17 protein-coding genes are annotated in these 17,093 nt (G+C 74.7%); 10 read left to right on the top strand and 7 right to left on the bottom strand.

Annotated elements, in window-relative coordinates; genetic code table 11:
- Nucleotide 1: 1 nt before the first annotated feature.
- Genes SJY07_RS09100 through menE form a run of 3 tightly spaced genes read right to left on the bottom strand, consistent with a single transcriptional unit; the run spans nucleotide 2 to nucleotide 2,444 of the window.
- Nucleotides 2–922: a 1,4-dihydroxy-2-naphthoate polyprenyltransferase gene (locus SJY07_RS09100; protein WP_380158537.1), complete on the bottom strand. Its 921-nt coding sequence runs from the start codon at nucleotides 920–922 to the stop codon at nucleotides 2–4.
- Nucleotides 923–980: 58 nt separating this feature from the next.
- Nucleotides 981–1,232, bottom strand: a complete 252-nt coding sequence (locus SJY07_RS09095) for a PLD nuclease N-terminal domain-containing protein (RefSeq protein WP_380158535.1) — start codon at nucleotides 1,230–1,232, stop codon at nucleotides 981–983.
- A gap of 48 nt (nucleotides 1,233–1,280) precedes the next feature.
- Nucleotides 1,281–2,444: an o-succinylbenzoate--CoA ligase gene (gene menE, locus SJY07_RS09090; protein ID WP_380158533.1), complete on the bottom strand. Its 1,164-nt coding sequence runs from the start codon at nucleotides 2,442–2,444 to the stop codon at nucleotides 1,281–1,283.
- Nucleotides 2,445–2,650: 206 nt separating this feature from the next.
- Between menE and SJY07_RS09085 the strand changes: the two genes are divergently transcribed.
- Together SJY07_RS09085 and SJY07_RS09080 are read left to right on the top strand one after the other, a co-directional pair.
- Nucleotides 2,651–5,056 carry a putative bifunctional diguanylate cyclase/phosphodiesterase gene (locus SJY07_RS09085; RefSeq protein ID WP_380158531.1) on the top strand — a complete coding sequence of 802 codons (2,406 nt, stop codon included), beginning with the start codon at nucleotides 2,651–2,653 and terminating at the stop codon, nucleotides 5,054–5,056.
- A gap of 115 nt (nucleotides 5,057–5,171) precedes the next feature.
- The gene (locus SJY07_RS09080) at nucleotides 5,172–6,683 is read left to right on the top strand and encodes a putative bifunctional diguanylate cyclase/phosphodiesterase (protein WP_380158529.1); all 1,512 of its coding nucleotides are present in this window, start codon (nucleotides 5,172–5,174) and stop codon (nucleotides 6,681–6,683) included.
- Between the two features lie 22 nt (nucleotides 6,684–6,705).
- Here SJY07_RS09080 and SJY07_RS09075 read toward each other — a convergent pair whose 3' ends face one another.
- On the bottom strand, nucleotides 6,706–7,647 hold the full coding sequence (locus SJY07_RS09075) for a 1,4-dihydroxy-2-naphthoyl-CoA synthase (protein WP_380158527.1): 942 nt from the start codon (nucleotides 7,645–7,647) through the stop codon (nucleotides 6,706–6,708).
- A gap of 91 nt (nucleotides 7,648–7,738) precedes the next feature.
- Between SJY07_RS09075 and SJY07_RS09070 the strand changes: the two genes are divergently transcribed.
- The 7 genes from SJY07_RS09070 to SJY07_RS09040 all read left to right on the top strand — a co-directional run bounded on the left by SJY07_RS09070 (nucleotide 7,739) and on the right by SJY07_RS09040 (nucleotide 14,309).
- A complete protein-coding gene (locus SJY07_RS09070) occupies nucleotides 7,739–8,437 on the top strand; it encodes a response regulator (RefSeq protein WP_380158525.1) in 699 nt (232 codons plus the stop codon).
- The gene (locus SJY07_RS09065) at nucleotides 8,434–9,579 is read left to right on the top strand and encodes a sensor histidine kinase (protein WP_380158524.1); all 1,146 of its coding nucleotides are present in this window, start codon (nucleotides 8,434–8,436) and stop codon (nucleotides 9,577–9,579) included. Before SJY07_RS09070 ends, SJY07_RS09065 begins: the two co-directional genes overlap by 4 nt.
- Before the next feature lie 215 nt (nucleotides 9,580–9,794).
- The gene (locus SJY07_RS09060) at nucleotides 9,795–11,549 is read left to right on the top strand and encodes a phosphatidylglycerol lysyltransferase domain-containing protein (RefSeq protein ID WP_380158523.1); all 1,755 of its coding nucleotides are present in this window, start codon (nucleotides 9,795–9,797) and stop codon (nucleotides 11,547–11,549) included.
- A 1-nt stretch (nucleotide 11,550) separates the two neighbouring features.
- Entirely contained in the window at nucleotides 11,551–11,784 is a 234-nt protein-coding gene (locus tag SJY07_RS09055) for a hypothetical protein (protein ID WP_380158521.1), read from the top strand.
- The gene (locus SJY07_RS09050; protein ID WP_380158519.1) at nucleotides 11,781–12,785 is read left to right on the top strand and encodes an o-succinylbenzoate synthase; all 1,005 of its coding nucleotides are present in this window, start codon (nucleotides 11,781–11,783) and stop codon (nucleotides 12,783–12,785) included. Before SJY07_RS09055 ends, SJY07_RS09050 begins: the two co-directional genes overlap by 4 nt.
- A 49-nt stretch (nucleotides 12,786–12,834) precedes the next feature.
- Nucleotides 12,835–13,233, top strand: a complete 399-nt coding sequence (locus tag SJY07_RS09045; RefSeq protein WP_328294585.1) for a GntR family transcriptional regulator — start codon at nucleotides 12,835–12,837, stop codon at nucleotides 13,231–13,233.
- The gene (locus SJY07_RS09040; protein WP_328294586.1) at nucleotides 13,230–14,309 is read left to right on the top strand and encodes a DUF1648 domain-containing protein; all 1,080 of its coding nucleotides are present in this window, start codon (nucleotides 13,230–13,232) and stop codon (nucleotides 14,307–14,309) included. The genes SJY07_RS09045 and SJY07_RS09040 overlap by 4 nt, the downstream gene beginning before the upstream one ends.
- Here the strand turns inward: SJY07_RS09040 and SJY07_RS09035 are convergent.
- Complete coding sequence (locus SJY07_RS09035) at nucleotides 14,306–14,704, bottom strand: hotdog fold thioesterase (RefSeq protein WP_380162242.1); 399 nt, start codon at nucleotides 14,702–14,704, stop codon at nucleotides 14,306–14,308. The genes SJY07_RS09040 and SJY07_RS09035 overlap by 4 nt on opposite strands.
- Before the next feature lie 63 nt (nucleotides 14,705–14,767).
- Between SJY07_RS09035 and menD the strand changes: the two genes are divergently transcribed.
- Nucleotides 14,768–16,435, top strand: coding sequence for a 2-succinyl-5-enolpyruvyl-6-hydroxy-3-cyclohexene-1-carboxylic-acid synthase (gene menD / locus SJY07_RS09030; protein WP_380158516.1), 1,668 nt, complete (start codon nucleotides 14,768–14,770; stop codon nucleotides 16,433–16,435).
- Here the strand turns inward: menD and SJY07_RS09025 are convergent.
- Nucleotides 16,432–16,740 (bottom strand): hypothetical protein, encoded by a 309-nt coding sequence (locus SJY07_RS09025; RefSeq protein WP_328294589.1) that lies wholly within the window; start codon nucleotides 16,738–16,740, stop codon nucleotides 16,432–16,434. The two genes, menD and SJY07_RS09025, sit on opposite strands and share 4 nt — an antisense overlap.
- Nucleotides 16,737–17,063, bottom strand: a complete 327-nt coding sequence (locus tag SJY07_RS09020; protein WP_328294590.1) for a putative quinol monooxygenase — start codon at nucleotides 17,061–17,063, stop codon at nucleotides 16,737–16,739. Before SJY07_RS09020 ends, SJY07_RS09025 begins: the two co-directional genes overlap by 4 nt.
- Nucleotides 17,064–17,093: the final 30 nt, after the last annotated feature.

The raw sequence follows: 17,093 nt of genomic DNA, 5'->3' as shown, positions 1-17,093 counted from the left end.
CTCAGAGCGCCAGTCCGAGGGCCAGCAGGGCCCCCGTCAGCAGTTCGAGCAGGCCGGTGCCCTTGAGGACAGGGATGAGGTCGCGGCCGGTCGCGCCGCCCAGGACGGTCCGCAGCGGACGCTGGGCGAGGACCCCGGCGAGCAGGACGAGGAGGACCCACGGGTGCCAGGGCACGGTCAGCAGGGCCGCCACGAACGCCCCGACGACGAGCGCCGCGTAGAGGCGGCGGGAGTTCGCCTCGCCGATCCGGACGGCCAGGGTGTGCTTGCCGGCGACGGTGTCGGTCGGGACGTCGCGCAGGTTGTTGGCGACGAGGATCGCGCAGGCCAGGAAGCCGACGCAGAACGCGCCCGCGACGGAGGTCCCGTCGATGCGGCCGGCCTGGACGTAGGTCGTGCCCATCACGGCGACGAGGCCGAAGAAGACGAAGACGAAGACCTCGCCGAGGCCCGCGTAGCCGTAGGGGCGCTTGCCTCCGGTGTAGTACCAGGCGGCGGCGACGCTGGCCGCCCCCACGAGGAGCAGCCACCAGTGCCCGGAGACGGCGACGACGACGAGACCGGCGAGCGCGGCGAGCGCGAAGCAGAGGAAGGCCGCGTCCCGCACGTGGCGGGGTTCGGCGGACCCGGACCCGACGAGGCGGAAGGGGCCGACCCGGTCGGTGTCGGTGCCGCGGATCCCGTCGGAGTAGTCGTTGGCGTAGTTGACGCCGACCTGCAGGGCGAGGGAGACGAGCAGGGCCAGGACGGCGGTGAGCCAGTCCACCCCGTCCAGGGCGGCGGCGGACCCGGTGCCGACGAGCACGGGGGTGATGGCGGCGGGCAGCGTGCGCGGACGGGCCGCGGCGGCCCACTGCGCGGGGGTGGCGCGTCGGTGCGTCACGGGGGAGGAGGGGAGGGGCAGTTCAGCGGGGTCCGACACGAGGGTCCATCGTGCCAAGCGCGGCGGTGGAGGGGCGCGCCGGGTCACCCGCGTGCGGTCACAGCCTGCGCAGGAAGTCCTCGTCGTCGTCCGGGCCGCGCGGGGCCGGCCGGGGTCGGGCCCCGGCGGCGCCGATCGGCCGGCCGGCGAGGAGGTAGGCCAGTCCGCCCGCGAGGGGGAAGAAGAGCACCAGCAGCAGCCAGCCCCACTTCGGCAGGTTGCGGACCGCCCCGTCCGGGGCCTGCACGATGCTCACGACGCAGTAGACGGTCAACGCCAGGACGAGGAGGGCCGGCAGGACGGAGCGCATGCCCCAGGATCGCACCGATGACCAGCCACGCTCGTCGGTGCGCTCTCGTCAGGGGGCGCCGCCGGCGAGTTCGCGCAGCCGGGTGCGGTCGGGTTTGCCGGGCCCGCGCAGCGGGAGCTCCTCGAGCAGCAGCAGTTGCCGGGGGGCGGCGTGGCGGGCCACGACCGCGCTGACCCGGGCCCGGACCTGCTCCAGCGACGGTGCCGTCCCGCTCGCCACGATCACCGCGACGATTCGCTGACCCCACTCGGGGTCGGGGACGCCCACGACGACGACCTCGCCCACCCCGGCCAGCCCGGTGAGCGCCTCCTCGACCAGGACCGGGGCCACCTTCAGCCCGCCGGTGGTGATGAGGTCGTCGACCCGGCCGAGCACGCGGACCCGGCCGCCCTCGAGGACGGCGGTGTCGTCGGTGCGGAAGGCGCCCCCGGCGAAGGCGGGGTGCCCGGGCATCCCGCGGTACCCGCGGGCCAGCACCGGCCCGGTGAGGGTGAGCCGGCCGTCCTCGAGCGCGGGGACGACCCCGGCCAGCGGGACGCCGTCGTAGACGCACCCGCCGCTGGTCTCCGAGGAGCCGTACGTCGTCACGACCCGGATCCCCGCGGCCCGGGCCCGCTCGAGCAGCGCGGTCGGGGTGGCGGCCGAGCCGACGAGGACGGCGCGGTAGCGGGCGAGGGCGGCGCGGGCCTCCTCACCGGCGTCGAGCAGGCGCACGAGCTGGGTGGGGACGAGGGAGGTGAGGAGGTGGGCACCGGTGGTCGCGGCGGTCGCGGCGACGAAGGCTTCGGCCGTGAAGGGGCCCGGGGCGAGGACGACGGGCTCGGTGCCGGCCCGGACGGAGCGGAGCAGGACCTGCAGGCCGGCGACGTGGTGGGCGGGCAGGGCCAGGACCCACTGCTGACGACCGTCGCCGGGGGCGAGGCGCTGCGCGGTGGCGGCGGCGGAGGCCCGCAGCGCACCGGCCGGCAGCAGGGCGCCCTTGGGGGTCCCGGTGGAGCCGGACGTCGCGACGACGACGGCCGTGGGGTCGTCCGGGTCGTCCTCGCCGGGGGCCAGGGGGGTCCCGGTGCGCAGCGAGGGGTGCGGGTCGGTGCCGGCCGCGTGCGGGTGCAGGGCGTCGGGGAGCTCGCCGGCGAGAGCGGTGGCCAGCAGGGGCAGCAGCTCGAGGACGGCGTCCCCGGTGGGGACGGGCAGGGGACGCAGCGCACGCACGAGCGCAGGGTAGAGCCCGGGTCGGTGCTCACGAGAAACTACTCGGCGTACCGTAATCCTCGCTGTGTGTAAGTCTGTGCAGGTCGGGGGCGGTGTGGAGCTGCTCCGTTCAGGTGGAACGATCTACTGATTCTCCTTCGAGCGTGACCAAGCGGTCTCGGAGTGTCAGGATGTGGCCCGTCCTGGCGAGCTGGAGGAGGTGACGGATGAGCAGTGGCGTGCGTGACCGTCGCCCGGTGGCCAGCGTGGTCTACGACGGCGTCGTCACCCTGGCGGCGCTCGTCACGACCGTGGTCGCGGCCGTCCACTTCGGGCAGGCGGGCGGTGGGCCCGACTGGAAGGACCTCGTCCTCTGCGTGGTCATCGGGCTGCCCCTGATGCAGCTGCTGACCCGGTTCCCGTTCCAGATCAACACCCGTCACGCCGGCATCGAGGTCCAGTTCGACATCGGTGTGCTGATCTTCCTGCTCTGCTTCGCCGACCCCGCGACCGTGGCCCTCACGTGGTGCCTGTGCGTCATCCCCACGAACCTGCTGCAGAAGAAGAGCTGGGTCAGCCGCGTCTACAACGCGAGCATCGGCGTCCTCTTCCTGCCGACAGCCCTGCTCGTCCTGCAGCTGCTCCACGCCGGTGGAGCGGCCAACCGGCTCAGCAGCGACGCAGGTGAGCCCCGGGCCATCCGGCTCGACATGACCGTCGCCGAACTCCTGGCCGTCGCGGCGGCCGTCGTCGCCGTCTTCGTCCTCGACGTGGCCGTCTCCGCCGTGTCGGTCGCGATCCAGGAACGGACCTCGATCAAGGCCGAGCTGCTGCACACCGGGGCCTGGCTGGCCGTCGGCACCAGCGTCGCCGTCGGTGGGCTCGGCTACCTCGGCGGACTCGTCGAGTCCCGGCTCGAGCCGTGGGCGGCGGTGCTGCTGGTCATCCCGATGATCGTGACGATGGTGGCGACCCGCGCCATGCGCATGACCCGTGACGTCGCCCGGCGCAGCGAGGCGCTCTTCGAGGCCGCCACCGCCCTGCACACCCAGGGTCGGCGGGCCGACCTCGCCCGCGCGTTGCAGAAGCACGCCCGGATGGTCGCCGGCACCCCCGCCGCGATGGTGCGCTCGGTCGGACCGGGCGAGGACGAGATCGGTGTCCCCGTCGTCGCCGGCGACGGCGTCGTGCTCTACATCACCGCCCCCCGTCGCCGGGACTCCACCCAGCGCGCCTCCGACGAGAAGGCGCTGGAGGCCCTGGCCTCCGTCGGCGAGGCCGCGTTCTTCCGCGTCAGCGCCAGCGAGGAGATGCACGGGCTCGCCCGCCGCGACGTCGTCACCGGCCTGCCGAACCGGCTGCAGTTCTCCGAACGCCTCGCTCAGGAGCTCGAGCGCGCGCGGGCGGCCGAACGCCTCGACCGGCTCGTCGTCCTCTACCTCGACCTCGACGGCTTCAAGGGGGTCAACGACCGCTTCGGCCACGACGCCGGCGACGAACTCCTCCGCCTGGTCGGGTCCCGCCTGCGCGACACCCTGCGCGGGGGCAGCACCGTCGCCCGTCTCGGCGGCGACGAGTTCGCCGTCCTGCTGCCGGACTGCCTCGACGTCGAGGGACTGTGCCGCCGGGTCCTCGTGGCCCTGCGCGTCGAGGTCCGGATGCGCGGGCACGTCCTGCGCGTCCAGGGCAGCATCGGCCTCTCCCGCGCCCGTCCCGGCGACGACGTCGGCACCCTGCTGCGCAACGCCGACACCGCCATGTACCGGGCGAAGGCCACCGGCAAGAACCGCTGGGTGGAGTTCCGCCCGGAGCTGCTGGAGGAGGAGATCGCGCGTCTGCAGGTCATCGAGGACCTCCAGCAGGCGCCGGCCGAGGCCTTCGTCGTGCACTACCAGCCGATCGTGGACCTGCACAGCGTCGACCCCGCGAGCCGGATCGTCGGGCTCGAGGCGCTCGTCCGCTGGCGGCGCGACCGGGGTGGAGCGGTCGAGCCCCTCGTCGGCCCCGACGAGTTCATCGGCCTGGCCGAACGTTCCGGCACCGTCGTGGCCATCGGCGACTCGGTGCTGCGCCAGGTCGCCCGGGACTCCGCGGCGATCCAGCAGCACGCCGGGCGTCGTCTCGACCTGATGGTCAACGTCTCGCCCGTGCAGCTGCGTCACCCCGACTTCACCGAGCGGGTGGCCGCCGCGGTGCGCCAGACGGCGTCCAGCGGCTGTCGGCTGCACCTGGAGATGACCGAGAGCGTCATGATCGACGACGACACCGTCGGCCGGTTGCGCGACCTCGCCGAGACCGGCGCCCAGCTCACCATCGACGACTTCGGGACGGGTTTCTCCTCGCTCGGCTACCTGCGGCACCGGCCGTTCTCCTCGTTCAAGATCGACCGCAGCTTCGTCCGGGACATCGCGACCGAGCCCACCGCCCGCGCGCTGGTCGAGGGCATGGTCAAGATGGGTCAGGCGCTGGGTCTGACGATCGTGGCCGAGGGCGTCGAGCACGTGGAGCAGGCCGAGATCCTGCGCGAGATGGGCTGCCAGCTCGCCCAGGGTCACCTGTACTGCCGGCCACTGGCGCTGGAGGACATCCAGGACGTGCTGGCCGGTCCGGTGGCCCGCCCGCTCAGCGCGTGACGCCCACGGGTGTGGGTTCCGCCGTCCAGGGGTAGTTCCTCCAGGACAGCATCCGGCCGGTCGATCACCTCGGGGACGATGGACCGGGTACCGGAACGGCGAGGGGAGCGGCGACGTGGACACCTCCCTCAGCCTCGCCCTGCTGCTGTCCCTGCTCGTGGTCATCGCCGCGGTGACCGCCGCCGTCGTCCTCGCCCTCGTGTGCCTGCGCCAACGCCGTGCGCTGCAACGGTTCCGGGTCCGTGTGCGGGTCCTGGAACGGAGCTCCCAGGTGGCCGCGCCCGAGACCGACCCCGTGACGGGTCTGCTGACCGGCGCCGGGTTCGCTGTCTGCGTCGCCACCGCCCAGTGCGAGGCCGGACGCGGGGGACACCCCCGGGCCCTGCTGCACCTGGGCCTCGACGGGTTCCGCGCCTTCAACTCCGCCCACGGCCGGGCCGCCGGTGACGCGGTCCTCGTCGAGGTCGCCGACCGCCTGCGCGGCGCCGTCCGCGGCGGCGACGAGATCGGGCGCCTCGGGGGCGACGAGTTCGCCGTCCTCCTCGCCGACCCGACCGCCGCGCTCGACGTCTCCGTGCGGCTGCTGGCCGTCCTCGCCGCCCCCCACGAGGTCGGCGGGAACCGGGTCTCGCTCGGGGTCAGCATCGGGGTCGCGCACAGCCACGGCGGCCACGAGGAGGGCCTGCTGGGGGCCGCCGAACAGGCCGTCGCCGAGGCCAAGGTCGCCGGCGGCGGGTGCGTGCGGGTCTGGGACCCCTCCACGGCCCTGGCCCGGGGGGCGGAACTGGCCCGGGCGGAGTCCCTGCGGCGGGCGGTCGCGGGCGGCTCGCCCGCCGACGGCGCCCTCGAGGTCCACTACCAGCCCGTGGTCGACGTCGAGTCCCGCGTGGTGAGCGGGGTCGAGGCCCTGGTGCGCTGGCGCGTCGACGGTTGCCTGGTTCCGCCCGACGACTTCATCGGCCTCGCCGAGCGGTACGGGATCATCGCCGACCTCGGCCGCGCCGTCCTGGACCGGTGCGCGCAGGACGCCCCGCAGCTGTGCGAGGCCGCCGGGCGCGACCTGGTCGTGGCCGTCAACGTCTCCGCCCCGCAGCTCGCCGACCCGCTCCTGCCCGCGGCGGTGGCCGAGGCCGTCACCCGGCTCGGGTCGCGCCCGCTCGTGCTCGAGATGACCGAGAGCGTCCTGGTCGCCGAGGACGCCTGCACCCAGGACGCACTCGACGCCCTGGTCGGCGCCGGGGCCCACCTGACCGTCGACGACTTCGGCACCGGCTACGCCACGCTGGCCTACCTGCGCCGTCGCCCGTTCACGGCGTTCAAGATCGACCGCTCCTACGTCCGGGACATCGAGTCCGACCCCCGCACCCGGGCGCTGGTCGAGGGCCTCGTGCTGCTCGCCGCGACGATGGGCCTCGGCCTCGTGGCCGAGGGCGTGGAGACGGCGGGCCAGGCGAAGCTGCTGCGTGAGATGGGCGCCCCCACCCACCAGGGGTTCCTGCACGCCCGGCCCGCACCCCTCGCGGAGGTGCTGCCGTGCATCCGCGAGCTGAGCGAACGGTTGCACCGCTCGGGGGACGAGTACGACGAGCCCGTCCGACCCGCCGTGTCCCCCCGCGTCGAGTCCTGACCGTTCCCGTCGCCGGACCGGCTCAGAAGTACCAGGGGAAGGGCGACCAGTCCGGTTCGCGCTTGCCGAGGAAGGCGTCGCGGCCCTCGACGGCCTCGTCGGTCATGTACGCCAGCCGGGTCGCCTCACCGGCGAACACCTGCTGCCCGACCATCCCGTCGTCGAGGGCGTTGAACGCGAACTTCAGCATCCGCTGCGCCGTCGGCGACTTCCCGTTGATCTCCGCGGACCACTGCAGCGCCGTCGCCTCGAGGTCGGCGTGGGGGACGACGGCGTTGACCATGCCCATGTCGTGGGCCTGCTGGGCGGTGTAGGGACGGCCGAGGAAGAAGATCTCGCGGGCGAACTTCTGCCCGACCTGGCGGGCCAGGTACGCCGACCCGTAGCCGCCGTCGAAGGACCCCACGTCGGCGTCGGTCTGCTTGAACCGGGCGTGCTCGGCGCTGGCCAGGGTCAGGTCGGCGACCACGTGCAGGCTGTGCCCGCCGCCGGCGGCCCACCCGGGGACCACGGCGATGACGACCTTCGGCATGAACCGGATGAGCCGCTGCACCTCGAGGATGTGCAACCGGCCGCCCTCGGCCCGGGCCCGCACGGTGTCGACGCTCTCCGCGGTGTCGCCCTCGGCGTACTGGTAGCCGGACCGGCCGCGGATGCGCTGGTCCCCGCCGGAGCAGAACGCCCAGCCGCCGTCCTTCGGGCTCGGCCCGTTGCCGGTGAGCAGGACGCAGCCGACGTCGGGGGTGCGGCGGGCGTGGTCGAGGGTACGGGCGAGCTCGTCGACCGTCCCCGGCCGGAAGGCGTTGCGGACCTCGGGGCGGTCGAAGGCGATGCGGACCGTCCCGCGGGCCGGGCCCTCGAGCACGCTGCGGTGGTAGGTGAGGTCCTGCAGGTCCTCGAACCCCGGCACCTCCGCCCAGGACGCGGGGTCGAAGGTCTCGCTCACACCGTTCAGGGCCGACACCCTCCGCACCCTAGGCCCACCCCACCCGTGATCCCGCTGGGAATCCCGGCAAGATCACGGATCGGGGGTGGGGGAGGGGGATGCTGGGGACGTGAGCGACCTGCCCCCCGCGTGCCCGCACGCCGCCGACGCCGGCCGGGTGGTCCGGGTCGTCGTCGTGGACAACGAGGCCCTGGTGCGTTCGGGTCTCACCATGATCCTCCAGGCCGGGGGAGACGTGGAGGTCGTGGGGGCGTGCACGGGGACGGAGGCGGTCGACCTCGTCGACCGGCAAGCCCCGGAGGTGGTCCTGCTCGACATCCGGATGCCCCAGGTCGACGGGCTGAGCGTCCTCGCGGCCCTGCTGTGCCGCCCCTCCCACCCCGCGGTGGCGATGCTGACGACCTTCGACGGCGACCAGCACGTGGCGCAGGCGATGCGGGCCGGGGCCGCCGGCTTCCTGCTCAAGGACACCGACCCCCGGCAGTTGGTCCAGGCCGTGCGGACCCTCGCCGCGGGCGGGGTCGTCCTGTCCCCGCGAGCGGCGCGGCAGCTGGTGGCCGAGCACGGCGAGGCGAGCGGGGTGTCGGGGGAGCAGATCGACCGCCTGACCTCGCTGACGGCGCGTGAGCGCCAGGTCCTGGGCCTGCTGGCCGGCGGTCTGCCCAACGCCGAGATCGGGGTCCGCCTCGACCTGGGGGTGGGGACGGTGAAGGACCACGTCAGCTCGATCCTGGCCAAGCTGGGGGTGCGCAGCCGCACGCAGGCGGCCCTGCTGGCCCACCGGACGCCGGTGGAGGAGGCGACGTGAGCCCCGCCGTCCCCGCCGTGCTGACCTCGCCGGTGCAGTGGTTCCGCAGGCACCCTCGCGTCACCGACGTGGTGGTCGTCGTCCTGGCCGCGGCCGACGCCTGGTTCACCTGGCCCGGGCGGGGTCCGCTGGTCGTGGGCTGCACCGTCCTGGGTTTCGTCGGGTTGCTGCTGCGCCGACGGTGGCCGCTGCCCGCCTTCCTGCTCACCCTGCCCGCCGTGCCGGTGAGCGGGGTGCTGGTGGCCGGGGTCGTCGTGCTGTACGTCCTCGCCGAGCGGACCCGCGACCGGCGGATCCTCACCGGCTGCGTGCTGACCTGGGCGGTCCTGGCGAGCGTGCCCTGGGAGGGCGGGCGGTCGTCCTGGAGCGACGACGCCGTCTCCCTCGTCCTCTTCGCCTACGCGGCGGCCACGGCCGCGGCACCCGTCCTGCTGGGCCAGCTGGTCCAGGCCCAGCGCGAGCTCGCCCGCCGGCTGGTGGAGATCGAGCAGGTCACCGCCCACCAGCAGCAGCTGTACGCGGAGAAGGTCCTGGCCCGGGAGCGGACCCGGCTGGCCCGCGAGATGCACGACGTGGTCTCGCACCAGGTGACCCTGATCGTGGTGCACGCCGGCGGGTGGGAGGCGACCGCTCGCGAGGAGGACGTCCGGCAGGCGGCCGGGGTGGTGCGGCGCCTCGGGGTCCGCACCCTGGAGGAGCTGCGCACGATGGTCACGGTGCTGCGGCTGTCGGGCAGCGAGGACCTCGGTCTGACCCCGTCCCCGACCCTGGCCGACCTGCGGGACCTGGTGCGCGACAGCGAGATCGAGGTGGTCCTCGAGGCCCACCTGCCGCCCGCGGACCGCATCGGCCTGCCCCCCCAGCGGGCCGTCTACCGGGTCGTGCAGGAGGCGCTGACCAACGTGCGCAAGCACAGCCCCGGTGCCCGCACGCGCGTGTGCGTGCAGCACGACGACGTGCACGTGACGGTCCTGGTCGAGAACGGTCCGCCGACGTTGCCCGCGCTGTCCCTGCCGGGTTCCGGGACCGGGCTGGTGGGGCTGCGGGAACGGGTGGAGGTCCTCGACGGCCGCTTCGAGGCGGGCCCCGTGCCCGACGGCGGGTTCCGGGTGCGGGCCGTCGTCCCGCTGCAGTCGCCCTGACCCCCCTGACCCCCCTGATCCCCCTGACTCGCTGAACCCGTCTCGCACGGGTGGCCCGGAGTGGCCTGTGCCGTACCCCGGTACGACCTGGGGATGATCGACCCCCGCCGTCGGTAGGGGGCGACGGACCCCGTGATCCCGTACTCCGGTCTGATCCCCCGCGGGAGCCGTTGCGGCACGCTCGATCCGACGCTGTTGGTGAGGGGGAGGACGACGTGAGCACGGTGCAGGTGGTCAGGGCCGGGGAACCGGTGGTGCGCTCGGGGGAGGCCTCGCGCCGCACCCAGGACGGGAACCGGGCCGGGGCGCGGGTGCGGGGCATCGCGGCCCGGGTGGTGACGTGGGTCTTCCTGGTCTCGGGTCTGCTCTCGCTGGCCATGGCGGTGCACGCGCCCCTCTCGGACCGGGCGTACTCGGCTCCCCCGCTGGTCGTCGACCTGGTCTTCGCGACGAGCTGGCCGAGCCTGGGCTACGGGACGGTCCTGCTGCTGCTGGCCCGTTCCCTGGCGCGGCGCAAACGGGCCGCGTGGTGGACGGCGGTCGTGGTGACCGGCCTCAACGCCCTCTTCAACCTGGTCTGGGACGCGAGCGCGGTCGGCGTCCCGGCGCTGGGTCTGCTCGTCCAGCAGGGCGTCGTGCTGGCCCTGCTCGTCCTGGCCCGCCCGCAGTTCCGGGTGCTGCCCTCGCGCCTCGGGGTGCGCCGGGCGGTCTCGTGGGCCGGTGGTGCGCTCGTCGTGTGGCTGGCCGTGGGCACCGCGCTGGTGCTCGCCACCCAGGAGACGTCGGGTGCCTTCCTGTCGCGGATCTGGTACGCCGCCGCGGGCACGCTGTTCTCGGTCGACAGCTTCGTGATCTTCCCCGACGGGGTGCTCGTCCCGGCGTGGGTCGACGTGACGCTTAACTCGGCCGGCACGGTGCTCGTGCTGCTCGTGACGTGGTTCCTGTTCCAGCCGGCCGCGGACCCGGCCGCTCTCGGCGCCGACGAGGAACGGCTCCGGTCGTTGCTGGCCACCGAGGGCGAGGGTGACGCCCTCGGCTACTTCAACCTGCGGCGCGACAAGACCGCCGTCTTCGCCCCGAACGGTCGTGCGGCCGTCGTGCACCGCGTCGTCGGGGGCGTCAGCGTCGTCAGCGGGGACCCGGTGGGCAACGAGACCTCGTGGCCCGCGGCGGTGGCGGCCTGGCGGGCCCAGCTCGCCGAGCACGCCTGGGTACCGGCGGTCGTGGGGGCCTCCGAGTCGGCGGCCGCGGTCTACCACAAGGCAGGGCTGCAGGTGCTCGAGGTCGGTGACGAGGCGGTCCTCGACGTCGAGGCGTTCAGCCTCGAGGGGCGGGCGGTGCGGGGTCTGCGCCAGGCGGTGAACCGGGCCCGTCGCGCCGGGACCGAGGTGTCGATCCGTCGCCAGCGGGAGGTCCCCGCGAGCGAGCTCGCCGAGCTGGCGGCCGCTGCGCAGGAGTGGCGCGACGGGCGGGAGCGGGGTTTCTCGATGGCGCTGGGGCGACTCGGCGACCCGTGCGACCCGGACCTGCTGGTCGCGACGGCACGGACCGCGGACGGTGCCCTCACGGCGGTGCTGACCTTCGTGCCGTGGGGTGCCCGGGGGGTCTCCCTGGACCTCATGCGCCGTGACCGGGAGGCGGTGAACGGAACGGTGGAACTCGTGGTGACCGACGTGGTCGACTTCGCCCGCCGGAACGCGCTGCGCCGCATCTCGCTCAACTTCGCGGTCTTCCGCTCCGTCTTCGACCGCGGGTCGCGGTTGGGGGCCGGGCCGGTGCTGCGGCTCGGGTACCGCGTCCTGGTGGTGTTCTCCCGGCTGTGGCAGCTGGAGCAGCTCTACCGCAGCAACGCCAAGTACCAGCCGCTCTGGGTCCCGCGCTTCGTGTGCTTCGAGCGGACCGCCGACCTGCCGTGGATCGGTCTGGCCGTGGCCCGGGTCGAGCAGTTCCTGCCCCAGCGGCGGGGCTGACGTGCCTCGGTCCCGGACCCGGGTCGTCCCGGTCCTCCTCGTGCTCGCCGCCGCGGCGGTGTCGCTGCTCGTCGTGGGCGTCCTGGTCGTGGGCGGGGCGAGCCCGTCGACGGTGTTCCTCACCGCGTGGGGGTGGTTCGTGGCCGCCCTGCTGGGCGCCTCCTCCCTGCGGGCGCGGGCGCGGGCGCGGGCGCACCGTGCGGAGGTGGGTGGGTCCGGGATGCTGGGGGAGTGACCGACCTGCCCCCGCTCGCCGACCTCCTCGACGCCGCCCACGTCGTCCGGCTGCCGCTGCGCCGGCGGTTCCGCGGGATCCTCCTCCGCGAGGCGGTGCTCTTCGAGGGCCCTGCGGGGTGGGGGGAGTTCTCGCCGTTCCTGGAGTACGGGCCGGGCGAGGCGTCGCGCTGGCTGGAGGCGGGGATCGAGGCGGCCTGGCAGGGGTTCCCCGCCCCGCGCCGCGAGCGCGTCGAGGTCAACGCCACCGTGCCCGCCGTCGAGGCCGACGACGTGCCCGCGGTCCTCGCGGGGTTCCCCGGGTGCCGCACGGCCAAGGTCAAGGTGGCCGAGTCCGGGGCGCCCTTCGCGCACCGCCTCGCCGAGGACGTCGCCCGGGTCGCCGCCGTGCGGGAGGCGTTGGGGCCCACCGGAAGGGTCCGCGTCGACGCGAACACCGGGTGGAGCGTCGAGGAGGCGTACGAGGCGCTGACCGCGCTGGGCGAGTTCGACCTGGAGTACGCCGAGCAGCCCTGCGCGACGCTGGAGGAGATGGCCCTGCTGCGCCGGCGCCTGGCCGCCGCCGGGACCCCCGTGCTGCTGGCCGCCGACGAGAGCGTCCGCAAGGCCGAGGACCCGTTGCGCGTCGCCGGCCTCGAGGCGGCCGACATCGTCGTCCTCAAGGTCGCCCCGCTGTCCGGGGTGCGGACGGCGCTGGCCGTGGCGCAGGCCTGCGGTCTGCCCGTCGTCGTCTCCTCCGCCCTGGACACCAGCGTCGGACTGGCGGCCGGGACGGCGCTCGCGGCCGCGCTGCCGGAGCTCCCGCACGCCTGCGGGCTCGGCACCGCGGCCCTCCTCGCGGCCGACGTGACGAGCGATCCGCTGCTGCCCGTCGGCGGGTCGCTGCCGGTCGGCCCGGTCCGGGTGTCCCCGGAACTGCTGGAACGCCACCGCGCGCCGGCCGAGCGGGAGACCTGGTGGCGCGAGCGCCTGACCAGCGCCCACGGGGTTCTCCGGGGGTGACGAACTGTCCCATCTGTACTAGTGTTGGTGACACAGATGGGAGGCGGCCGTGATCCTCGAGATCGACCCGACGTCCGACGTGGCGATCTACCAGCAGATCCACGACCGCCTCGTCGAGGCGATCGCCCGCGGTGAACTCGTCGTCGGGCAGCAGGTCTCCTCGGTGCGGGCGCTCGCGGGGTCGTTCGGCATCAACGTCGCGACGGTGCAGAAGGCCTACGACCTGCTCCGTCGCGAAGGGCTGCTGCGCACGACGAGCAAGTCCGGTTCGGTGATCGCCCGGGGGCCGGCCAGCGGTCCCCCCGCCGACGCGGTGCTCGTGCAGTGGCGCGAACGGATGTCGACGGTGCTCGCCGAGGCGCGGGCCCAGGGAGTTCCGGACGAGGTCGTCCTGGCGCAGTGCCGGGAGGTCGTCGAAGGTTTCGCTCGAGTGCGGGAGGGATCGTGAACGGTTTCGAGGTGGGGGTCGGGCTGGCGAGCTGTCTGCTGGTCGCGGTCGTCCTGTTCCTGGTGCCGGTGCTGTCGGCGCCGACGCTGCCGCTGGGGGTGTCGGTGCCGCGGGCGCGGGTCGGGGACCCGGCCGTCCACCGGGCGGTGCGCCGGTACCGCGGGGCCGTCGCGGTCCTGTCCGCGCTCGCCCTGGTGGGTGCCGCCGCGGCCGGCTCGGTGAGTGCCGGACCGGGTGTCGTCACGGTCCCCACGTACCTGCTGCTGGTCGGCGGGATCGTGGCGTTCGTCTTGTGCCGCAAGGAGATCCGTGAGGCAAAGACGCACGGCGACTGGTACCGCGACGTGCCGGTCCGGTGGGCGGCGCCGGCCTCGCCGGACGACGTCCCCCGGGCCCCCGTCCCGATCGTCTGGTACGCCGTCGCGGCCGCCCTGCTCGTCGCCACCGCGGGTTTCGGCGTGCTGCGCTACCCCGACCTCCCCGACCCGTTCCCGACCCACTGGGGTGGTGCCGGCGAACCCGACGCGTTCGCCGCGAAGGGCTTCTGGAGCGTGTTCGGTCCGCTGGTCGTCGCCATCGGGCTCCTGGCCCTCCTGGGGGTCCTGACCCGGCTCGTCCACCTCGCCCCGGTCCGCCTCCGCGCGGACGAGGCGCAACCCCTCGCCCGGGCGGTGGCCGCCGGACGGACGGTGCAGGACCTGCTCGCCGTCACCGCGTTCCTGGTGACCGCCCTGGTCTGCACGCTGTGCGTCGACGGCTGGCTGCACCCCGCCCGCCTCGAACTCCTCGTCCCCGCCCTGGTGGTGTTCGGCGCGGGTCTCGTCGTCGCGACCGTCGTGACCACCGTGGGCGCGCGCGGACCGCGGGAAGCGGCCGCCACCGATGCCGTCGACGACGACCGGCACTGGCGCGGCGGGATGCTCTACGTGAACCGGGACGACCCGTCGTTGTTCGTCCCCAAGCGCGTCGGCGTCGGGTACACGATCAACGCCGGCCACCCGGCGGGCCGGGCGATCTCGATCGGCGTCCTGGTCCTGGTGCTCGCCGCGATCGCTCTCCCGCTGCTGACGACCTAGGCCTCCGCCGCCCGCACGTAGTTCGTGATCCGCGCCGTGCACAACCGGCGGCCCTCCTCGTCGGAGATCACCACCTCGTGGCTGGTCAGCGTCCGGCCCAGCGAGATCGCCGTCGCGACCCCGGTGACGATCCCGGAGCGGGTCGAGCGGTGGTGGGTCGCGTTGATGTCGGTGCCGAGGGCGAGGCCGCCCGGCCACACGTGCAGGAACGCGCCGACGGAACCCAGGGTCTCGGCGAGCACGCAGCTGGCGCCGCCGTGCAGGAACCCCGCGACCTGGGTGTTGCCCGCGACGGGCATCGTCGCGACGACGCGGTCGGGGGCCATCTCGAGGAACCGGATGCCCATCCGGTCCACCAGGGAGTCGGCGCTGAAGGTGGCGAGGATCTCGTCCATCGGGGGGAGCGGCTGGGTCACCCGCGGCAGGCTGCCACAGCCGACCTGGCGCACCATGGAGGGGTGAACCCCTCGACCGCCTTCGCGACGGTCCTCGTCGACTCCCTCGTCCGGCTCGGGCTGCGCCACCTCGTGCTCAGCCCCGGATCGCGCAGCGCCCCGCTGGCCTACGCGGCCGCCCGCGCCGCCGACGAGGGCCGGTTGACGTTGCACGTGCGCATCGACGAGCGCAGCGCCGGGTTCCTCGCGCTCGGACTCGCCCGCGCCGGTGAGCTCGTCGCCGTCGTCACCACGAGCGGCACCGCGGTCGCGAACCTGCACCCGGCCGTCCTCGAGGCCCACCACGCCGGGGTCCCGCTGGTGGTCCTCTCCGCCGACCGTCCGCACGAGCTCCGCGGGTCCGGCGCGAGCCAGACCGCCGACGCGCAGGCCCGGATGTTCCTGCCCTCCGTCCGCTACAGCGCCGACCTGCCCGCCCCCGTCGATCCCGAGCGGCAGGCACCGGCCTGGCGGTCGGTGCTCTCGCGCGCCGTCGCGTTCGCGCGCGGTCTGCGCGGGGACGGTCCCGGTCCGGTGCACCTGAACGTCGGGTTCGCGGACCCGCTGACCCCTTCGGCGGGCGAGGTCCCGACCGGTCCGGGACTGACCGAGGTGCACGCCGTCCCGGCGGCGCGGCCCGTCGTCCTGGAGCGGGGCCCGCGCACGCTGGTGCTGGCGGGCGACGCCCCCGACCCGGCGACGGGGCTCGCCGCGCGTGAGCTCGCCGAGGCCGCCGGCTGGCCGCTGCTGGCGGAACCCAGCTCCGGGGCCCGCGGCGGCGAACGTGCCGTCGGTCCCTACCGGCTGCTGCTCGACGCCGTCGACGAGGAGGGGCCGCTCGGCGACGTCGACCGCGTCGTGCTCTTCGGCCACCCGACGCTGTCGCGGCCCGTGACCCGGCTGCTGGCCCGCGACGACGTCGAACTCGTCGTCGTCAGCGCCGCCGGGACCTGGTCGGACGCGGGGTTCCGCGCCGCCCGGGTGGTCGCCGCCGCCGCCGTCGAGGGACCGGCCGGGGCCGCGGAGCAGGAGTTCGCCGCCCGCTGGGACCGGGCGGGCAAGCTCGCCGCCGACACCGTGCACGCGACCCTCGACGCCGAGACCGGCCCCAGTGGGCCGTGGGTGGCGCGGGAGGTCGTGAACGCCTGTGCTGCAGACGGTTCGACGCTCGTCGTGGCGGCCAGCAACTCGATCCGCGACGTCGACCTCGCGGGCCGCCCGCTGGGGGTCCGCACCGTCTCCAACCGCGGGCTGGCCGGGATCGACGGCACCGTCGCGACGGCCGAGGGGGTCGCGCTCGCGAGCGGACCGACCCGCTTGCTGCTGGGCGACCTGGCCTTCCTGCACGACGCCAACGCGTTGCTGCCGGTGCCCGGCGAACCCCGCCCGGACCTGACCGTCGTCGTGGTCAACGACGACGGTGGGGGGATCTTCGAGACCCTGGAGCACGCCGCCGTGGTCGAGCGCGCCACCTTCGAGCGGGTCGTCGCGACCCCGCACGGGGCCGACCTCGCGGCCCTCTGCGCCGCCTTCGGGGTCCCGCACTCGCGCCCCACGAGCCTCGCCGGGGCCCGCGCGGAGATCGGGACCGCACCGCGGGGTCTGCGGGTGGTCGAGGTCTTCGTCGACCGTGCCGGGGTCCGCCCGCGCCTCGAAGCGATCACCGCCGCGGTGCGCGCCGCCGTCTCCTAGGACCGGCGAGCGCCCCGGCCCGCGTGCTGGTCGGGGCGCCCGGCCGGAGCCGGCGCGGGGCGCAGGGCCGGCCAGAGGCCGGCGACCAGAGCGATCGACGCGCCACCCGACATCGTGGCGACCGCGGCGAAGCGCAGGCCGTCGGTGCCGCAGAACGTCGTCGGGAGGTCGGCCGGGGCGGCGGCGGAGCCGCAGCTCAGGCGTGCGCCCTGGATCGTCGTGGAGTGCGGCAGGAAGAGCAGCAGCACCCCGGCCAGGACGACGACGGCGCCGACCAGCAGCGTCCGGGCCCGTGCGGTCGTCACCGCGGCCGGACCTCGCCCATCGGACCCCAGCCGGCCACGTCGGGGGCCTCCACGAAGATGATCTGCGGCTGGGCGCTGACCCGGTCGGGCATCTCCGAGATGGCCTTCCGGAAGTGGTCCGAGGCCACGTGCGCGGCGCCGGCCTCGGCGTCGCGGAAGCACTCGAGCAGGAACCAGGTGTCGGGGTCCTCGGCCGAGCGCGACCAGTCGAAGGAGACGTTGCCGGGTTCCGCGCGCACCGCGGCCGTGAACTCCGCGACCAGCTCGGGCCAGGCGTCGGCCAGTTCGGGCTTCACGGGCCACTTCACGTTGATGACGATCACGGGGCGAGGCTAGTGGTGGCCACGCCTCGT

Origin of the sequence: Kineococcus sp. R86509 (assembly GCF_042466365.1) — a bacterium.
Lineage (GTDB): Bacteria > Actinomycetota > Actinomycetes > Actinomycetales > Kineococcaceae > Kineococcus.
This window is presented reverse-complemented; position numbering and strand designations above follow the sequence as displayed.